This is a genomic window from Comamonas koreensis (genome assembly GCF_021026195.1).
GTDB classification, from domain to species: Bacteria; Pseudomonadota; Gammaproteobacteria; order Burkholderiales; family Burkholderiaceae_C; genus Comamonas; species Comamonas koreensis.
On sequence record NZ_JAJNCT010000021.1, the window covers coordinates 285,692 to 301,578 of the forward strand.

Below are 15,887 nucleotides of genomic sequence, written 5' to 3' on the forward strand. Positions count from 1 at the left end.
GTCATTTTTGCCATGGCCGGCTATCGACGGCAAAGGATGCTTGCGCCTTGTCACGATCCGCGCACATCCTGTTTGACGAAACCTAAACGGAGGATTTCTGGGGGGTATCACTGGACTGCTCGAATGTACCAGCCGAATCCAGATCGGGGGATAAATCCCCTGTATTGGCGCTCGGTGAAGGTGCCCGCATGCGCAACAAGGCACGTACAAAGCCGTGGTCAGAGCGGCTGCGGTCGCGGCCTTCATGCAGATGGTCGTTGAAGTAATCCACCCGGCGCACATCGCCCACCGCATGGCGGCTGCGCGGATCGAACTCCTCGCTGACAAGCACCTGGTCGAGCACGGCCGGCGCGCCCTGGTGGATGTGGGAATAGGCTACATCTTTTTTCAGCGCCGCATCGCCGAGCAGATCGAAGGCATTGAACAGTGCGCGATCGCGGGCCTTGCGGTCATAGGCCACTTCGGCGCTGGCAGAGATCATCTGCGTGGTGACGCTGTCGGGCGTGTCGTTGAAATCGCCCAGCACCACCAAGGGCATGCGGGTGTGGCGCAGCAGGTCGATCACCAGGCAGCGCAGCGCCGTCGCTTCTACGCCCCGCATCACCAGCGAGCGCAACGAGGCGAGTGCGGCAATCTTGGGGTTGTCGCGGTCTTCCAGCGGGTTGCCGTTGGCATCGAGCAGGAACTTGGGGCGTTTGGATTTGAGGTGGCAGGTCAGCACCGTCAGAATCTGGCCGCGCTTCATCTGCAAGGTGGCGACGAGCGGTGGGCGTTCAAAACGGGTGTGAATGCCCAGGCCGGGGATGGGCTGGCCCAAGCCCGCGGGAAAATCAGTGAACGAGCGCGTGGCCAGCACCTTCAGGCGGGTGGCCAGTCCTACGCGGGGCGTGCCGCTGGCGCCGGGCCGGCCCTCGCTGTTTTCTGCGCCGGGTACGGCCGCGTAGTGGTAGTGCAGACCGCTGGCGGCCAGCGATTGAGCAAAGGCAGCCTCGTCCCAGACTTCCTGCACCGCCAGAATGTCGGCATTCAGCGCCTGAAAGCGGTCACCCAGCCATTGGGTTTTGCGCTCGTACTGCGCCCGGGTGTAGGGCGCCTGGTTGGCGTAAAACTCCCGCTCAGGCAACGCCAGATTAAGAACATTGCAGGTGGCGACCGTCAAGGTGTCGGGTGCCAGTGTGGTCGCTGCAACTTGTGCAGCGGAAGAGGGCATAGAAAAAGGCCGCATGAAATTCGCTTTCGAATGCGGCCTTACCCTAGCGGAATTGGGCGTGCAAATCAACTGCCATCAGCGATGACAGTTGAAATCGGACGCCGCTTAGCGCTGCTTAGCGCGAGAACGAGTGGTTGCGGCCACCTCGGCCAGCACCACCGCCGCCGCCATTGCGGTTGCCACCGCCAAAGCCGCCACGGCGACCGCGTTCGGCCATGCTGTCCACGCTGGTGCGCATTGGATCGGGCTGTGCCGCGCCACTGCGGCGGTGGTCGCGGCCATCTACCGTGCCGCCAAACTGCGTGCCCAGGTGGGCATCCGCGCGGGGCTGGCGTTCGCTGTCCTGGCGTGGGCCTCGGCCAGCACCCGCACCGGCGCCGGCTTGGCGCGGGCCTTGCGACTGGCGTTGTGGGCCGCGTGCCTCACCCGATGGGTGGCGTGGGCCTTGGCGGCCATCGCGGCGTGGTGGGCGCTGCTCGCGGCGTGCCTGGTCCATGCCTTCGCCGCCAAAATCGGCACCGCCTTCGGCGCGCTCAGCACGTGGGCCGGGGCTGCGCTTGGCATTGCCGCCGCGCTGACCACCGCCTGCGTTACCGCCGCCGGGGCCGCGTGCCACCTTGTTGGTGCGCACCCGTTCCATCATTTCCTGGCGCGCAGCCTTGGCTGCTGCCTGCATCACATCACGGCCAGGTGCCTTGCCTGCACCACCCCAGATGGTCTGGCGGCCCATGGCGATGGGCTCAGCCTTTTCGCCTTCTTCGGGGCCAAAGCCTTCGAGCACCTGCACCGGGATGTCCTGCTTGGTGAAGCGCTCGATGTCCATCATGAAGCCTTCTTCATCCATGCACACCAGGCTCACGGCATTGCCTTCGCGGCCAGCGCGGCCGGTGCGGCCAATGCGGTGCACATAGTCTTCCGAGACATTGGGGATCTCGTAGTTGACCACGTTGGGCAGCTCGTCGATGTCGATACCGCGCGCTGCAATATCGGTGGCCACCAGGGCGCGCAGATCGCCGGACTTGAAGCCTTCCAGGGCCTGGGTGCGGGCGCTTTGGCTTTTGTTGCCGTGCAGGGCCATGGCCGATACGCCATTCTTGCTGAGGTATTCGGCCACGTTGTTGGCGCCGAACTTGGTGCGGGTGAAGACCAGCACCTGGCTCCAGTTGTTCTCCTGCACGATGTGCAGCAGCACCTGCTTTTTCTTGCCGCGGCCCACCGGGTGGATCACCTGCTTGATGCGCTGCACGGTGGTGTTGCGCGGCGTCACCTGGATGGATTGGGGGTTCTTCAGCAGGCCATTGGCCAGCTCGCGGATTTCATCGCTGAAGGTGGCAGAGAACAGCAGGCTTTGCTTGTCCTTGGGCACCAGGGCCAGCACCTTCTTCACGTCGTGGATGAAGCCCATGTCCAGCATGCGGTCGGCTTCGTCGAGCACGAGGATCTCGACGGTGGACAGGTCCAGAAAGCCTTGTTGCTGCAGGTCCAGCAGGCGGCCTGGGGTGGCCACCAGCACATCGACGCCCTTTTTGATGCGGTCGATTTGCGGGTTCATGCCCACGCCACCAAAGATGACGGTGGATTTGATGTCGAGGTGCGCAGCGTAGAGGCGCACGTTTTCTTCGACTTGGGCGGCCAGCTCGCGGGTAGGAGCCAGAATCAGTGCCCGGATGGCCTTGTTGCCCCATTTGTTGCGGCTGCCTTCGGATTCGGTCAGGCGCTGCAGCATGGGCAGGGTGAAGGCGGCCGTTTTGCCGGTGCCGGTCTGTGCGCCTGCCAGCAGATCGCTGCCTTGTAGCACGACAGGAATGGCCTGGGCTTGGATGGGGGTAGGCGTGTCGTAGCCTTGTTCGCGCACAGCCTGCACAATGGCAGGTGCCAGATTCAGTTCTTCAAAGTTCATTGGATCAGATGCGTCCAACCTGGACGCTGGGTATCGGCCTCGTCTAAGCAATTTTTTGGAATAATTGCAGCCAGTCAGGTAGGCAGATGGGTTCAAAGAGGGAGCCCGGAACTGTGTCCATCGTCCCCAGCATTAGCGCTGAAGTCCTAGGCAACTGGAGCCTTTGACTGCAGGTATTGTCGCATGCACCGATAATCCCAGGGTGGCCGCGATCAAAAATCGCATATTTTTTTACTGATTTACCAAAAGAACACATGGCTCAATACGTTTTTTCGATGAACAACGTCACCAAGACGGTTCCTCCGAAGCGACAGATTCTGAAGGGTATTTCTCTGAGCTTTTTCCCGGGCGCCAAGATCGGTGTGCTGGGTCTGAACGGTTCGGGAAAGTCCAGCTTGCTCAAGATCATGGCCGGCGTCGACAAGGAGTTCGAAGGCGAAGCCATCCCGATGGCAGGCCTGTCGATTGGCTACCTGCCGCAAGAGCCCCAGCTCAACCCCGAGCACACCGTGCGCCAGGCGGTTGAAGAGGCGATGGCCGAAGTCAACAACGCCAAGGCACGCCTGGAAGAGGTCTATGCCGCTTACGCCGAAGAAGACGCCGACTTCGACGCGTTGGCCGCCGAGCAAGGCCAGCTGGAAGCGGTGATTGCCGCTGCCGGCACCGACTCCGAGCACCAGCTGGAAATCGCGGCAGACGCACTGCGCCTGCCCGCATGGGATGCCATCGTCGGCCAGCTGTCCGGCGGTGAAAAGCGCCGCGTGGCGCTGTGCAAGCTGCTGCTGTCCAAGCCCGACATGCTGCTGCTCGACGAGCCGACCAACCACTTGGACGCCGAATCGGTGGACTGGCTCGAACAGTTCCTGCACCGTTTCACTGGCACCGTGGTGGCGATTACCCACGATCGCTACTTCCTGGACAACGCGGCCGAATGGATTCTGGAGCTGGACCGTGGCCACGGCATTCCCTACAAGGGCAACTACTCCGACTGGCTGCTGCAAAAGGGCAACCGTCTGGAGCAGGAGCAAAAAGGTGAAGAAGCCCGCGCCAAGGCCTTGAAGAAAGAACTGGAATGGGTGCGGCAGAACGCCAAGGGGCGCCAGGCCAAGTCCAAGGCCCGTATTGCCCGCTTTGAAGAGCTGAGCGATTACGAATACCAACAACGCAATGAAACCCAGGAAATCTTCATTCCTGTGGCCGAGCGTCTGGGCAGCCGCGTGATCGAGTTCAAGAACGTCTCCAAGGCCTTTGGCGACCGTCTGCTGATCGACAACCTGAGCATGAACATCCCTGCGGGCGCCATCGTCGGCATCATCGGCCCCAACGGCGCGGGCAAGTCCACGCTGTTCAAGCTGATCGCCGGCAAGGAGCAGCCTGATTCGGGCGAGGTCGAAATCGGCCAGACCGTGAAGATGGCCTTTGTGGACCAGCACCGTGATGCGCTGGCCAACGACAAGACCGTGTGGGAGGACATCTCCGGTGGTCTGGACATCATCAACGTGGGCAAGTTCCAGATGGCGTCGCGTGCCTATGCGGGCCGTTTCAACTTCAACGGCCAGGACCAGCAAAAGAAGGTCGGCAACCTGTCCGGCGGTGAGCGCGGCCGCCTGCACCTGGCCAAGACCTTGATCCAGGGCGGCAACGTGCTGCTGCTGGACGAACCGTCGAACGACCTGGACGTGGAAACCCTGCGTGCACTGGAAGACGCATTGCTGGAATATGCGGGTACAGTATTGGTCATTTCCCACGACCGCTGGTTCCTGGATCGCATCGCGACCCACATCCTGGCGGCGGAAGGGGATAGCCAATGGGTATTTTTTGATGGAAACTATCAGGAATACGAGGCAGATAAGAAGAAGCGGTTGGGAGAAGAAGGGGCAGCACCCAAGCGGATGCGCTACAAAGCCCTGAAGTAAACCCACACCGTACGCCCGTCGCTTTCGCCAAGCGCCGGGCGTTTCAACTGGGAGAGGTGAAGCGTGGAGCAACGGGCCGTATCGGTATTTGACACCTGTCTGGAGCAGGCATTGCATGAGGCCGAGCCTTTGATGGCCGCCATGTGCAATGCTGCTTTGGCGTCTCTGGGTGCGCAGTTGTCGTCTTACAGCAACGCTGAAGATCAACAATTGTTGCTGTACGCGCAATCTCAACTTGCCAGCAAGAAAGCGCAGCTACCGCTGGCCTATGCGCTGCGTTTGCGGCAGGCCGTCTTTTCCATTGCCGAGGGCAAACGTGAGGACTACCACGCGCAGATGGGCGGCCAGGGCCAGGCCGATGGTCTGCTCGAAGACCGCAATGCGCTACGCGCCCAGATCGAATGGGGCCGCATGCAGATCAATCTGCTGCAGCAGACCGAGCAGAGCCTGACGGGCCTGGAGCGCGTCTACCGGCCCTTGCGCAAGATTACCCGCTACTGGCGCAACGGCAACCCTTTGCACCACACCGTGTATCTCGACAGCCTGCAGGCCACCTTGAGCGATGTGGAGATTTCTGCAGACGCGACCGCGCTGTTTCTGCCGGACATGGTGGGCGTGATGGCCGACCACCTGCAGACCAGCTACCAGCGCATCATGACCTTGGCGATGAACAGCTATGCCGAGCTGCTGGCCAGGGCCGAACTCAAGCGCCGCGCTGCCAAGGACAACACCCGCAGTTTTGTGCAGCGGATCAAGACATTGTTCGATATCCCTGCGCATTGCCCCGTGGGCGCCGTCAGGGCCTACAAAACCTTGATCCCGGTGATGGAGCGCATGGCTGCCGATGACGGCTCGTTCTGGAGCGATACCGACCACCCCGCCCGCGTGCTGGTACAAACCATTGTCGACAAGGCCACTGTGCTCAAGGAAGAGGGCCGCGCATTGTCCGACCCGCAGTTCCCGCAACTGGTGACCGAGACGGTCGAAACGCTGTCGGCCCTGGCCCAGCCCAGCGCGGCAGATTTTGCCCAGGCACTCAGCCGCTTTGGGGTGCGGCTCAAACCCCGGCTTTCGTCCGCCTTGCAGGATGTCGATGACTCAGGCTATGCCAGCAGCATGCTGCTGGAGAGCCAGTGGGGCGCGTCAGGCCTGATCAGCATCAGCCCAGAATCCGACTGGGGGCAGCTGGCGCAGCTACAGGCCGAGCGCGAGGATGTGCCGCAGCCCGCACCTAGACCCAAGCCCGCCCCGGTGCAACATGCAAGGTCTGCCACGCCAAGTGACATGAGCTTGGCCCAGGCCGCGCCAGGCCAAAGCAATAGCGCGCCAACCAGCCTGGAGCAGATTGAGGCTGAAGTGATGCTGCGCCTAGCCACCAGCCTGCACAGCTTTGATGTGGATCCGGCGCTGCTGGCCGCCTTGACGGGCGCCTGGCCCAAGGTGCTGCTGCAGGCGGCCGAGCGCTCGGGCCAGGATTCCTCGCATTACCGCGCCTACCAAGAGGCGGTGGACGACGTACTCGCGCTGGCAGGTGCCAACGCCAGTGCCAGCATGCACAGCGATGCGGACATGCTGATCCCCTCGCTGCTCACCCGACTCAAGTCCGGCCTGACGAGCATTGGCTGGATGCCCGAGCGCATTGCGCCGGTGCTGACGGCCGTGGCCCAGATGGCGCCCAGCGCGCTGGTCGAGCTGCAGATGGTGCAGGAAGAGGGCCGCCACGCCGTGCCTGCAGTCGCTGGCCCCTTGTCTGCCTCTGCCGCGCCCATCAGTCTGTCGCCTGCGCCGTCTCCATCGGCCTGGGCACAGTTGCCCGATGCTGTCGATGCGATTGGCGAAGACGAGCCCGCGATCATCGTGACCGGCTCCATGCTGGATGCCCCCAGGCCCGACAGCGTGGGGCTCTGGATTGGTGGCAAGCGGCTGGAAGCGGGTGTCTGGCTGGAGTTTCTGGGCCAAGGCGGTGGCTGGGTGCCCAAGCAGCTGAGCTGGACCAATGCGCGCGCGACCATGTTCCTGTTTGTGGCCAGCGGGGGCGCCAGCCAGTCGATCACGCGGCGCATGCTGGAGAAGCTGGCGCAGGAGCAGGCGGTACGTCCGGTCTGAGCTCCGTAGGCGGGCCGAGCAAGGGTCTTAGCAGGTTCAGACCCTCTAGGCCATGGCACAATCTTGGGTTTTGGAGCAACACGCTCCAAGGCATGCAGCCACAACAAGGCAGCAGCCACCATAAGCCAACCGCCTGGATGTGCTCAGCGTCCAGGTGCCAAGGAGACACCATGAGCCCATTCTCGCGCAGCCGCATTGCGGCCGCATGCCTGCCCTCGCGCCGCAACGTTCTGGCCGCCACCCTGCTGGGCGCGGCCGCACTGTTGCCACTGGCCTCGCAAGCCGCAGATCCCAAGAAGTACCCCGAGCGCGCCGTGCGTGTGGTCGTAGGCTTTTCTGCCGGCGGCACCACCGACGTGGTGGCACGCATCATGGCCAAGGAACTGACCGCCGAGTTGGGCCAGTCGTTTGTCGTGGACAACAAGCCAGGCGCTGGCAGCAATATCGCCACCGAGCAGGTCGCACGTGCCGAGAACGACGGCTACACCCTGCTGTTTGTCGCGGTGACCAGCGCCATCAACCAGACCCTCTACCCCAAGGTGCGCTTTGACCTGGAAAAGGACTTTGCGCCCGTCGCGCTGGGCGCTAAGGTGCCCAATGTGCTGGTTGTGAACCCCAGCGTGCCCGCCAACAATGTGCAAGAGCTGATCGCCTTTGCCAAGGCCAACCCCGACAAGGTGTCCTACGCGTCCTCGGGCAGCGGCACCTCGATCCACATGGCCGGTGAGCTGTTCAAGCTGCGCACGGGCCTCAAGACCCAGCACATTCCCTACAAGGGCAGCTCGCCGGCGCTCACCGACCTGATGGCCGGCCAGGTGCAGTTCATGTTTGACAACATGCCTTCGGCCTGGCCCCATGTGAAGGCCGGCAAGCTCAAGGCGCTGGCGGTGACCACCACCAAGCGCTCGCCCACCGCGCCCGATCTGCCCACGATGGAAGAGAGCGGCATCAAGCCTTTCGATGTTTCGTCCTGGTTTGGTCTGATTGCCCCGGCCGGTACGCCGCCTGAAGTGGTTGCAAAGCTCAATGCCGCGATGAACCGCGCCTTTGACAAGCCCCAGGTCAAGGAAGCCTATGAAAAGCTGGGCGCCGTGGCCGAGAAGAACACGCCCGAGCAGTTTGGCGCCTTCATCAAGTCCGAAGTGGCGGCCTGGGCACCAGTGGTCAAGTCCTCGGGCGCGACGGTGGATTGAGGCTGGCCCCATTCCATTCCGCACAGGCAGCTTCGGCTGCCTTTTTTATCGGCCTCACCGACCTTTGCAATCGCGGTGGGCTGGGCCTGCGTTACAGTCCCAAGCTGGCACAGCCCGACCGATCTTTCCCCTCTGATGCAATCCTCCCCCGTCCCAGCGATGACCCCCGGCCTGATGGTGATACACAGCAACCATCCGGAGGCTTTGCGTGACCTGGTCGTGGCCTGGATGCAGCGCTACCCGCTCAGGCCCCTGGAGAGCGAGACAATTCTTGTGCAAAGCAATGGCATTGCGCAGTGGCTCAAGCTCTCGATGGCGCAGCCGGTGGCAGAGGGCGGCTGCGGCATTACCGCGGCGGTCGATGTGCAGCTGCCTGCGCAGTTTCTGTGGCAAGCCTACCGGGCGGTACTGGGCAAGCACGAGGTGCCCGAGGTATCGCCATTGGACAAGCAACCGCTGACCTGGCGGCTGATGCGGCTCTTGCCTGACTTGCTGGCCCAACCTGCCTTTGCCGCATTGCAACGCTTTTTGGCGGAGGACCATGACCAGCGCCGGCGCTACCAACTGGCCGAGCGCATTGCCGATTTGTTTGACCAGTACCAGGTCTACCGCGCCGACTGGCTGCGCGACTGGGCCGAGGGCCGCGACCAACTGCGCAGTGCGCGCGGCGATGTGCAGCCGCTGGACGAAGAACAGCGCTGGCAGGCACAGCTGTGGCGGGCGCTGCTGGACGATGTGGGCGCCGCCGGCATGGAGACCAGCCGCGCCGCCGTGCACCAGCGTTTTGTGCAGTTCTGGCAAGCGCCGCAAGCCAGCAGCCCCGGCCTGCCGCGCCGCGTGGTGGTGTTCGGCATCTCGTCGATGCCGGCACAGACCTTGCAGGCGTTGGCCGCCATGTCGCGCAGCTGCCAGGTGCTGCTGTGCGTGCACAACCCTTGCCGCCACCACTGGTCGGACATCGTCGCCGACAAGGATTTGCTGCGCCACCAGTACCGGCGCCAACAGCGCAAGGGCAGCATGCAGGGGCTCATCCATGACGACGACCTGCACCAGCATGCCCACCCGCTGCTGGCCGCCTGGGGCAAGCAGGGGCGCGACTACATCCACCTGATTGACGAATTCGACCAGCCGGACCAGTACGCCTCATTGCTGAGCCCGGTCAATGGCGGACGCATTGACCTGTTTGGCGAGGCCGAGCCCAGCCACATGCTGGCCCAGTTGCAGGACGACATTCTGGACCTGCGGCCGCTGGCCGAAAGCCGCGCGCTATGGCCGGCGGTGGACCCGGCGCAGGATGGCTCCATCCGCTTCCAGACCGCGCACAGCCCGCAGCGCGAGGTGGAGGTGCTGCATGACCAGCTACTCGCCCGCCTGGGCGCCGACCCCAGCCTGCGGCCGCGCGACATCATCGTCATGGTGCCCGATATCCAGGTCTATGCACCGCACATCGATGCGGTGTTTGGCCGTATCGCGCGCAGCGATGCGCGCTTTATCCCGTATTCGCTGGCCGACCAGAGCCAGCGCGGGCGCGAGCCCATGCTCGTGGCACTGGAGCATGTGCTGGCCATGCCCGAAAGCCGCTTTGCCGTCAGCGAGGTGCTCGATCTGCTGGCCGTTGATGCCCTGCGCCAGCGTTTTGGCATTGACCCGGATGATCTCGCTTTGCTGCACCGCTGGATTGAAGGTGCCGGGGTGCGCTGGGGCCTGGACGCTGCGCAGCGCGCCCGCATTGGCCTGGCGCAAGCGGGGGAGACCAACAGCTGGCGCTTTGGCCTGCGTCGCATGATGCTGGGTTTTGCCGTTGGGCGCGGCGAGGCACTGGAGGACATCCAGCCCTACGACGAAATTGGTGGCCTCGATGCCGCTGCGCTGGGCGGCCTCGCAGCCTTGCTGCGCGCGCTGGAGGCGGCCTGCGATCTGCTGGCCGACGAGGTGGCGCCCCGCACCTGGGTGGAACGCGCCCGCGAGGTGCTCGCCTTGCTGTTTGACCCCCAGCAAGAACATGAAAAGCTGTTGCAGATGCAGCTGATCCAGGGCCTGGAGCGCTGGCTGGGCCAGTGCGAGGCGGCAGCCTTTGACGAGGCCTTGCCGCTGTCGGTCGCGCGTGAGGCCTGGCTGGCCGGCATGGATGCCAGCAGCCTGAACCAGCGTTTTATGGCAGGGGCAGTGAGCTTTTGCAGCCTGATGCCCATGCGCGCGATTCCGTTTCGCATGGTTTGCCTTTTGGGCATGAATGACGGCGCCTACCCGCGCCCGGTGTCGGTGCTGGATTTTGACCTGATGCGCCAGCAGTACCGGCCCGGCGACCGCTCGCGCCGCGATGACGACCGCTACCTGCTGCTGGAGGCTGTATTGTCGGCGCGCGAGCAGCTCTACATCAGCTGGGTGGGGCGCAGCATCCGCGACAGCACGGCCAGGCCGCCTTCGGTGCTGGTCGGCCAGCTACGCGACCATCTGGCACAGGGCTGGCAGTTGGCCGGTGCCCCTGCTGGCCTGGCAGGCCCCGCCGCTGGCGAAGCGCTGCTGCGCGCGTTGACGCAGGAGCACCCGCTGCAGCCCTTCAGCCCGCGTTACTTCGCGCAGCCATCGTCGCAGGCGGGCAGCGATGGCCTCTACACCTATGCGCAGGAATGGCATGGCGTGCATGGCGATGGCTTGCAGACCGAGTCGAGCGAAGACGCACTGGAGGCCTTGCCCGAGATGGGGCTGGAAGCAGCGCTGAACCTGCGCCAACTGCAGGACTTTGCGCAAAAACCGGTGACTGCCTTCTTCCGCCAGCGCCTGCGTGTGTATTTTGAGGACGAGGACCTGACCGGCCAGGACGAAGAGATGTTTGCGCCCGATGGCCTGCAGGCCTGGGCCTTGCAGGCCAGCTTGCTGAACGCCTTGGAGCCCTGGGTGCGCGACAACCCCCAGGCCGCAGCCGATGCGCCCCGCCTGCGTGCGCAGCTGGATGCTGCCGCCCAGCGGCTGCGGCTGGAAGGGCGTTTGCCGCTGCGTGCCTTTGCCGATTGCGCGCTGGAGCCCGCCTGCGATGCCGCCCAGCGTGCCTTGCAGGTCTATGCGGCGGCACTGCGCTACTGGCCGCAAGCCGGCAGCGATGCGCTGGAGCTGCGCTACAGCGATGCTGCAGAGGGCCCGGCCGTGGCCGACTGGCTGCGCGGCCTGCGCTGGGCCGATGCCGGCCAGCAGCATGCCGCCAAGATCAGCCTGTCCGCCGGCCGCTTGCATGCTGGCGAGCAACTGCGCTATGACCGCCTGGTGCGGGCTTGGGTCGAGCACCTGGCATGGCACAACGCGGGCCAGGCGCTGACGACGGTGGTCTGCACCGAATCGGGCATTGCGGTGTTCCCCGCGCTGGCTGCAGGCGCTGCGCAAGCGGCCTGGCGCCAGTTGCTGGCGCTGTGGCAGCAAGGCATGCGCGCGCCCTTGCCGGCCGCTGTGCGCACCTCCATCGCCAGCCTGTCGCCCACGGCATCGGCCGGCCAACTGGCCACGCTGTATGACGACAGCTACCGGGGCACCGGTGAGCTGCAGCGCTCGGCCGAGCTGGCCCGGGTGTTTCCGGATTTTGATGCGCTGCTGGCCGCCGGTCTGCTGGATGTGGCCCAGCAGCTGTACGGCGACATGCTCGCCCATGTGCAATTGGTCAATGGTCAGCATCCGCAGGCGCTGGCGCGCTTTGCGGAGGGAGATGCGGGCGACGGGGAGGGGCCGCGATGAGCGCGATGCCAAGCGATACCACCTTGCCTTTGGAGCCGCTGCGTTTTCCGCTCTGGGGCAGCCGCTTGATCGAGGCCAGTGCCGGCACCGGCAAAACCTATACGATCGCCGCGCTCTACCTGCGGCTGGTGCTGCAGCATGGCGGCGAGCAGGCCTTTGGCCGGCCGCTGGCGCCGCCCGATATCCTGGTGGTGACCTTTACCGATGCCGCCACCCAAGAGCTGCGCGACCGCATTCGCCACCGCCTGTCCGAAGCCGCCCAGCTGTTTGCACTGAACCAGGAAGACGCCGGTAGCGAAGCGGCAGCGGACCCCTTGCTGCTGGCACTGCGCGCCGATTACCCTGCCAGCCGCTGGCCCGCCTGTGCCCGTTTGCTGCACGAGGCCGCCAACTGGATGGACGAGGCGGCGGTATCCACCATCCACAGCTGGTGCTACCGCATGCTGCGCGAGCATGCGTTTGACAGCGGAAGCCTGTTCCAGCAAAGCCTCATCACCGACCAGAGCGAGTTGCTGACCCAGGTGGTGCAGGACTACTGGCGTCGCCAGTTTTACGACCTGCCCGCCACCTCGCTGCGCAGCCTGCTGCAAGTCGTTGCCACGCCGCAGGCCTTGCAAGAGGCTATCAATCCCATGCTCAGCCGCCAGGATGCCGACTGGCGCTATGAGGGTGAGGCACTGGCGCATGCCGACCAGGTCGAGCTCGCAGCCTTGCTGGCCCAGGCCAGCGAGGCCGCCGCACGCCATAGCGCGCTGGAAAACGCCGCGCGCCAATTGTGGCAGCAGCACCGGGCCGAGCTGGAGCAGCTGCTCATCGCGCTGGTGCCGGGCCTCAGCGGCACGACCTATCCCAAAAAGGACGAGCCGGGTGTGTTTGAGGCCTGGTTGGCCGCGATGGCGGACTGGAGCGCCGGCGAGCCAGCCCCCGCCAAGATACGGGCCTTCAGCCAATCGGGCATCAAGGCCAAAAAGGGCGTGACCGTGCCCGCGCATGCGGCCTTTGCCGCCATCGACGCCTGGCTGGAGGCCGTGGCGCAAGACGCAGCGTCGGCCACGCCACTCAAACCCCTGCTGCTGCGCCATGCGATTGCCCATGTGCAGCGCGCGCTGGAGGCAGAAAAGCAGCGCCGCGCTGAACTGGGCTTTGACGACCTGCTGCAGCGCCTGGATGCCGCCTTGCATGCGCCTGGCGGTGAAGCGCTGGCGCAGCGCATCCGCAGCCAGTTTCCGGTGGCGATGATCGACGAGTTCCAGGACACCGATCCGCTGCAGTACCGCATCTTTGAACGCATCTACCGCATTGAATGCAACGAGCCGGCGCAGGGCCTGTTCATGATTGGTGACCCCAAGCAGGCCATTTACGCGTTTCGCGGTGCCGATATCTACACCTACCTGCGTGCCCGTGCTGCCACCCAAGGGCGCCATTACTCGCTGGGCACCAACTACCGCTCCACGCAGGCGGTGGTGCAGGCCATCAACCACTGCTTTGTGCATGCCGAAGGCCATCCCCGCGCGGCCTTCCGCTTCCGCCAGGATGCGCAGCACAATCCCGTGCCCTTTGTGGCCGTTGATGCCAACGGCCGCCGCGACGCACTCTTTTTGCAGGGCGAGGCCATGCCGGCGATGACCTTGTGGACTATGGAGGCCGGCACGCAAGCGCAGGCCGATGGCATCGACGAGCAGGGCGATGCTGCGGCATCGGGCAAGAGCGCGCGCACCGGCGTGGCCGAATCGGCCTACCGACAGCGCATGGCGCAGTCGGCGGCCAGCCAGATCACCGCCTGGCTCAATGCGGCCCGGGCCGGGCAGGCCGGTTTTGGCCCAGCGCCCGATGCCTTGGGCCGGCCGCTGCGCCCGGCCGATATTGCCATCCTGGTGCGGGGCCGGGCCGAGGCCGAGCTGGTGCGCAATGCGCTCAAGGAGCGGGGCCTGGCCAGCGTCTACCTGTCGGACCGCGATTCGGTGTTCCAGACCGCCGAGGCCGCCGACATGCTGCGCTGGCTGCGCGCCGTCAATGCGCCGGGCCATGACGGCCTGCTGCGTGCGGCGCTGGCCACCGCATCGATGGACTGGTCCTGGCAGGACCTGGAGCGGCTCAACCACGATGAGCAGCATTGGGAGCAGCTGGCGCTGCGCAGCCGCGTGCTGCAGCAGCTGTGGCAGAAAAAGGGCGTGCTGCCCATGCTGCGCCAGTGGCTGCTGGATTTTGACCTGCCCGCGCGCTGGCTGGCCCAGCCGGGCGGCGAGCGGCGCCTGACCAATGTGCTGCACCTGGCCGAATGGCTGCAGCGCGCATCGACCGAGGTGGAGGGCGCGCAGGCGCTGATCCGCCGCCTGGCCGAGCAGATGGACAGCCCCGAGGGCGAGGAAGAAATCCTGCGCCTGGAAAGCGATGCCGACCTGATCAAGGTGGTCACCATCCACAAGTCCAAGGGCCTGGAATATCCGCTGGTGCTGCTGCCCTTCATCAGCAGCTGGCGCGATTTTGACGGCAAGAGCCGGGGCTATGCGCAGTACCACGATGCCGCATCGGGCGGCCTGGTGGTGGAGCTGAACAACAAGCACCAGGATGCCGTCAGCGCCCACAACGATGAGCGCCTGAGCGAAGACATGCGCCTGCTCTATGTGGCGCTGACACGGGCGCAGTACGCGCTGTGGTTGGGTGTGGCGCCGCTGGCCAAGGGCATGAGCCGCGCGGGCAGCCTGGAGAAAAGCGCCGTCGGCTACCTGCTGGCCGGCGGGCAAAAGCTGCCCGATCTGGGCTTGCACGCCTACTTGCAGGACTTTGCCAGCCAATGCCCGCAGATGGCGGTGGAACCGGTGCCCGAGGTCAGCCCGCAGCGCTACCAGCCCGAGCGGCCGCCCGCCGTCTACCCGGCGCGCCAGCCACGCCGGCAGGCCGATGAGCACTGGTGGATCGCCAGCTTCTCGGCGCTGACCGAGCGGCTGGGCTATGCCGCCCCTTCGCCAAGCTTGTGGATCGACGACGCACTGACAGCTGCCGAGCCCGAAACCGCGCAGCAGGACCAGTACCTGGAGCCGCAAGAGGCTGCGCCTGATGTGGCCGCAGCCGGCCAGCCGGAGCCCGGCAGCCTGCATGCCTTCCCCAAGGGGCCGGATGCCGGCAACTTTCTGCATGGCCTGCTGGAATGGTGCGCGCAAGAGGGTTTTGCCACGGTGCTCAGCAGACCAGCATCATTGGATGGCATCATCGCCTACCGCTGCCAGGTGCGTGGTTGGGCCGATTGGGCCGAGCCGCTGCAAGGCTTTGTGCGGCAATGGCTGCAGACGCCGCTGGTGTTGCAGGGCGCGCTTAGCGACACACCAACCGAGGCAGCTGCCGCGCTGCAGACGCTGGGCGATTACCAGGTCGAGATGGAGTTCTGGCTGTCGATCAACCGGGCCTCGACCGGCCAGCTCGATACGCTGGTGCAGCAGCATGTGCTGCCCGGCCAGCCCCGGCCGGCGCTGCTGGCCAACCAGCTGCACGGCATGCTCAAGGGCTATATGGACCTGGTGTTCGAGCATGGCGGCCGCTACTACGTGATGGACTACAAATCCAACTGGCTGGGTGCGGACAGTGCGGCCTACACGCCGGAGGCCATGGCCGCTGCCGTGCTGCAGCACCGCTATGACCTGCAGTATGTGCTCTACACCTATGCGCTGCACCGCTTGCTGCAGCAGCGCCTGCCCGGCTATGACTACGAGCGCGATGTGGGCGGTGTGCAGTACTGGTTTTTGCGGGGCGTGGCGGCGGAGCACCAGGGCCTCTACCATGACAAACCCCCGCGCGCGCTGATGGATGCGCTCGATGCGCTGTTTGCGCAATGATGATGAATG

At 64.9% G+C, this 15,887-nt stretch carries 7 protein-coding genes; 5 read left to right on the forward strand and 2 right to left on the reverse strand.

Annotated elements, in window-relative coordinates; genetic code table 11:
* Positions 1-82: 82 nt before the first annotated feature.
* Positions 83-1,210, reverse strand: a complete 1,128-nt coding sequence (locus tag LPW39_RS17515) for an endonuclease/exonuclease/phosphatase family protein (RefSeq protein WP_230778153.1) — start codon at positions 1,208-1,210, stop codon at positions 83-85.
* 115 nt (positions 1,211-1,325) lie between these two features.
* Positions 1,326-3,110 (reverse strand): DEAD/DEAH box helicase, encoded by a 1,785-nt coding sequence (locus LPW39_RS17520; protein ID WP_230778155.1) that lies wholly within the window; start codon positions 3,108-3,110, stop codon positions 1,326-1,328.
* A 254-nt stretch (positions 3,111-3,364) separates the two neighbouring features.
* Between LPW39_RS17520 and ettA the strand changes: the two genes are divergently transcribed.
* The 5 genes from ettA to recB all read left to right on the forward strand — a co-directional run bounded on the left by ettA (position 3,365) and on the right by recB (position 15,878).
* Positions 3,365-5,026 carry an energy-dependent translational throttle protein EttA gene (ettA, locus tag LPW39_RS17525; protein WP_230778157.1) on the forward strand — a complete coding sequence of 554 codons (1,662 nt, stop codon included), beginning with the start codon at positions 3,365-3,367 and terminating at the stop codon, positions 5,024-5,026.
* Between the two features lie 63 nt (positions 5,027-5,089).
* Positions 5,090-7,132, forward strand: a complete 2,043-nt coding sequence (locus LPW39_RS23530) for a DUF1631 family protein (protein WP_230778159.1) — start codon at positions 5,090-5,092, stop codon at positions 7,130-7,132.
* A gap of 170 nt (positions 7,133-7,302) precedes the next feature.
* Positions 7,303-8,325, forward strand: a complete 1,023-nt coding sequence (locus LPW39_RS17535) for a tripartite tricarboxylate transporter substrate binding protein (protein WP_021025452.1) — start codon at positions 7,303-7,305, stop codon at positions 8,323-8,325.
* Positions 8,326-8,460: 135 nt separating this feature from the next.
* A complete protein-coding gene (recC, locus tag LPW39_RS17540) occupies positions 8,461-12,048 on the forward strand; it encodes an exodeoxyribonuclease V subunit gamma (protein WP_230778161.1) in 3,588 nt (1,195 codons plus the stop codon).
* The gene (recB, locus tag LPW39_RS17545; protein ID WP_230778164.1) at positions 12,045-15,878 is read left to right on the forward strand and encodes an exodeoxyribonuclease V subunit beta; all 3,834 of its coding nucleotides are present in this window, start codon (positions 12,045-12,047) and stop codon (positions 15,876-15,878) included. Before recC ends, recB begins: the two co-directional genes overlap by 4 nt.
* The last annotated feature ends 9 nt before the right edge of the window (positions 15,879-15,887 follow it).

Excerpts from the sequence above, each read along its gene's own strand:
- LPW39_RS17520 (WP_230778155.1), bottom strand. The coding sequence starts at position 3,110 with ATGAACTTTGAAGAACTGAATCTGGCACCTGCCATTGTGCAGGCTGTG.
- recC (WP_230778161.1), top strand. The coding sequence starts at position 8,461 with ATGCAATCCTCCCCCGTCCCAGCGATGACCCCCGGCCTGATGGTGATA.
- LPW39_RS17515 (WP_230778153.1), bottom strand. The coding sequence starts at position 1,210 with ATGCCCTCTTCCGCTGCACAAGTTGCAGCGACCACACTGGCACCCGAC.
- ettA (WP_230778157.1), top strand. The coding sequence starts at position 3,365 with ATGGCTCAATACGTTTTTTCGATGAACAACGTCACCAAGACGGTTCCT.
- recB (WP_230778164.1), top strand. The coding sequence starts at position 12,045 with ATGAGCGCGATGCCAAGCGATACCACCTTGCCTTTGGAGCCGCTGCGT.
- LPW39_RS17535 (WP_021025452.1), top strand. The coding sequence starts at position 7,303 with ATGAGCCCATTCTCGCGCAGCCGCATTGCGGCCGCATGCCTGCCCTCG.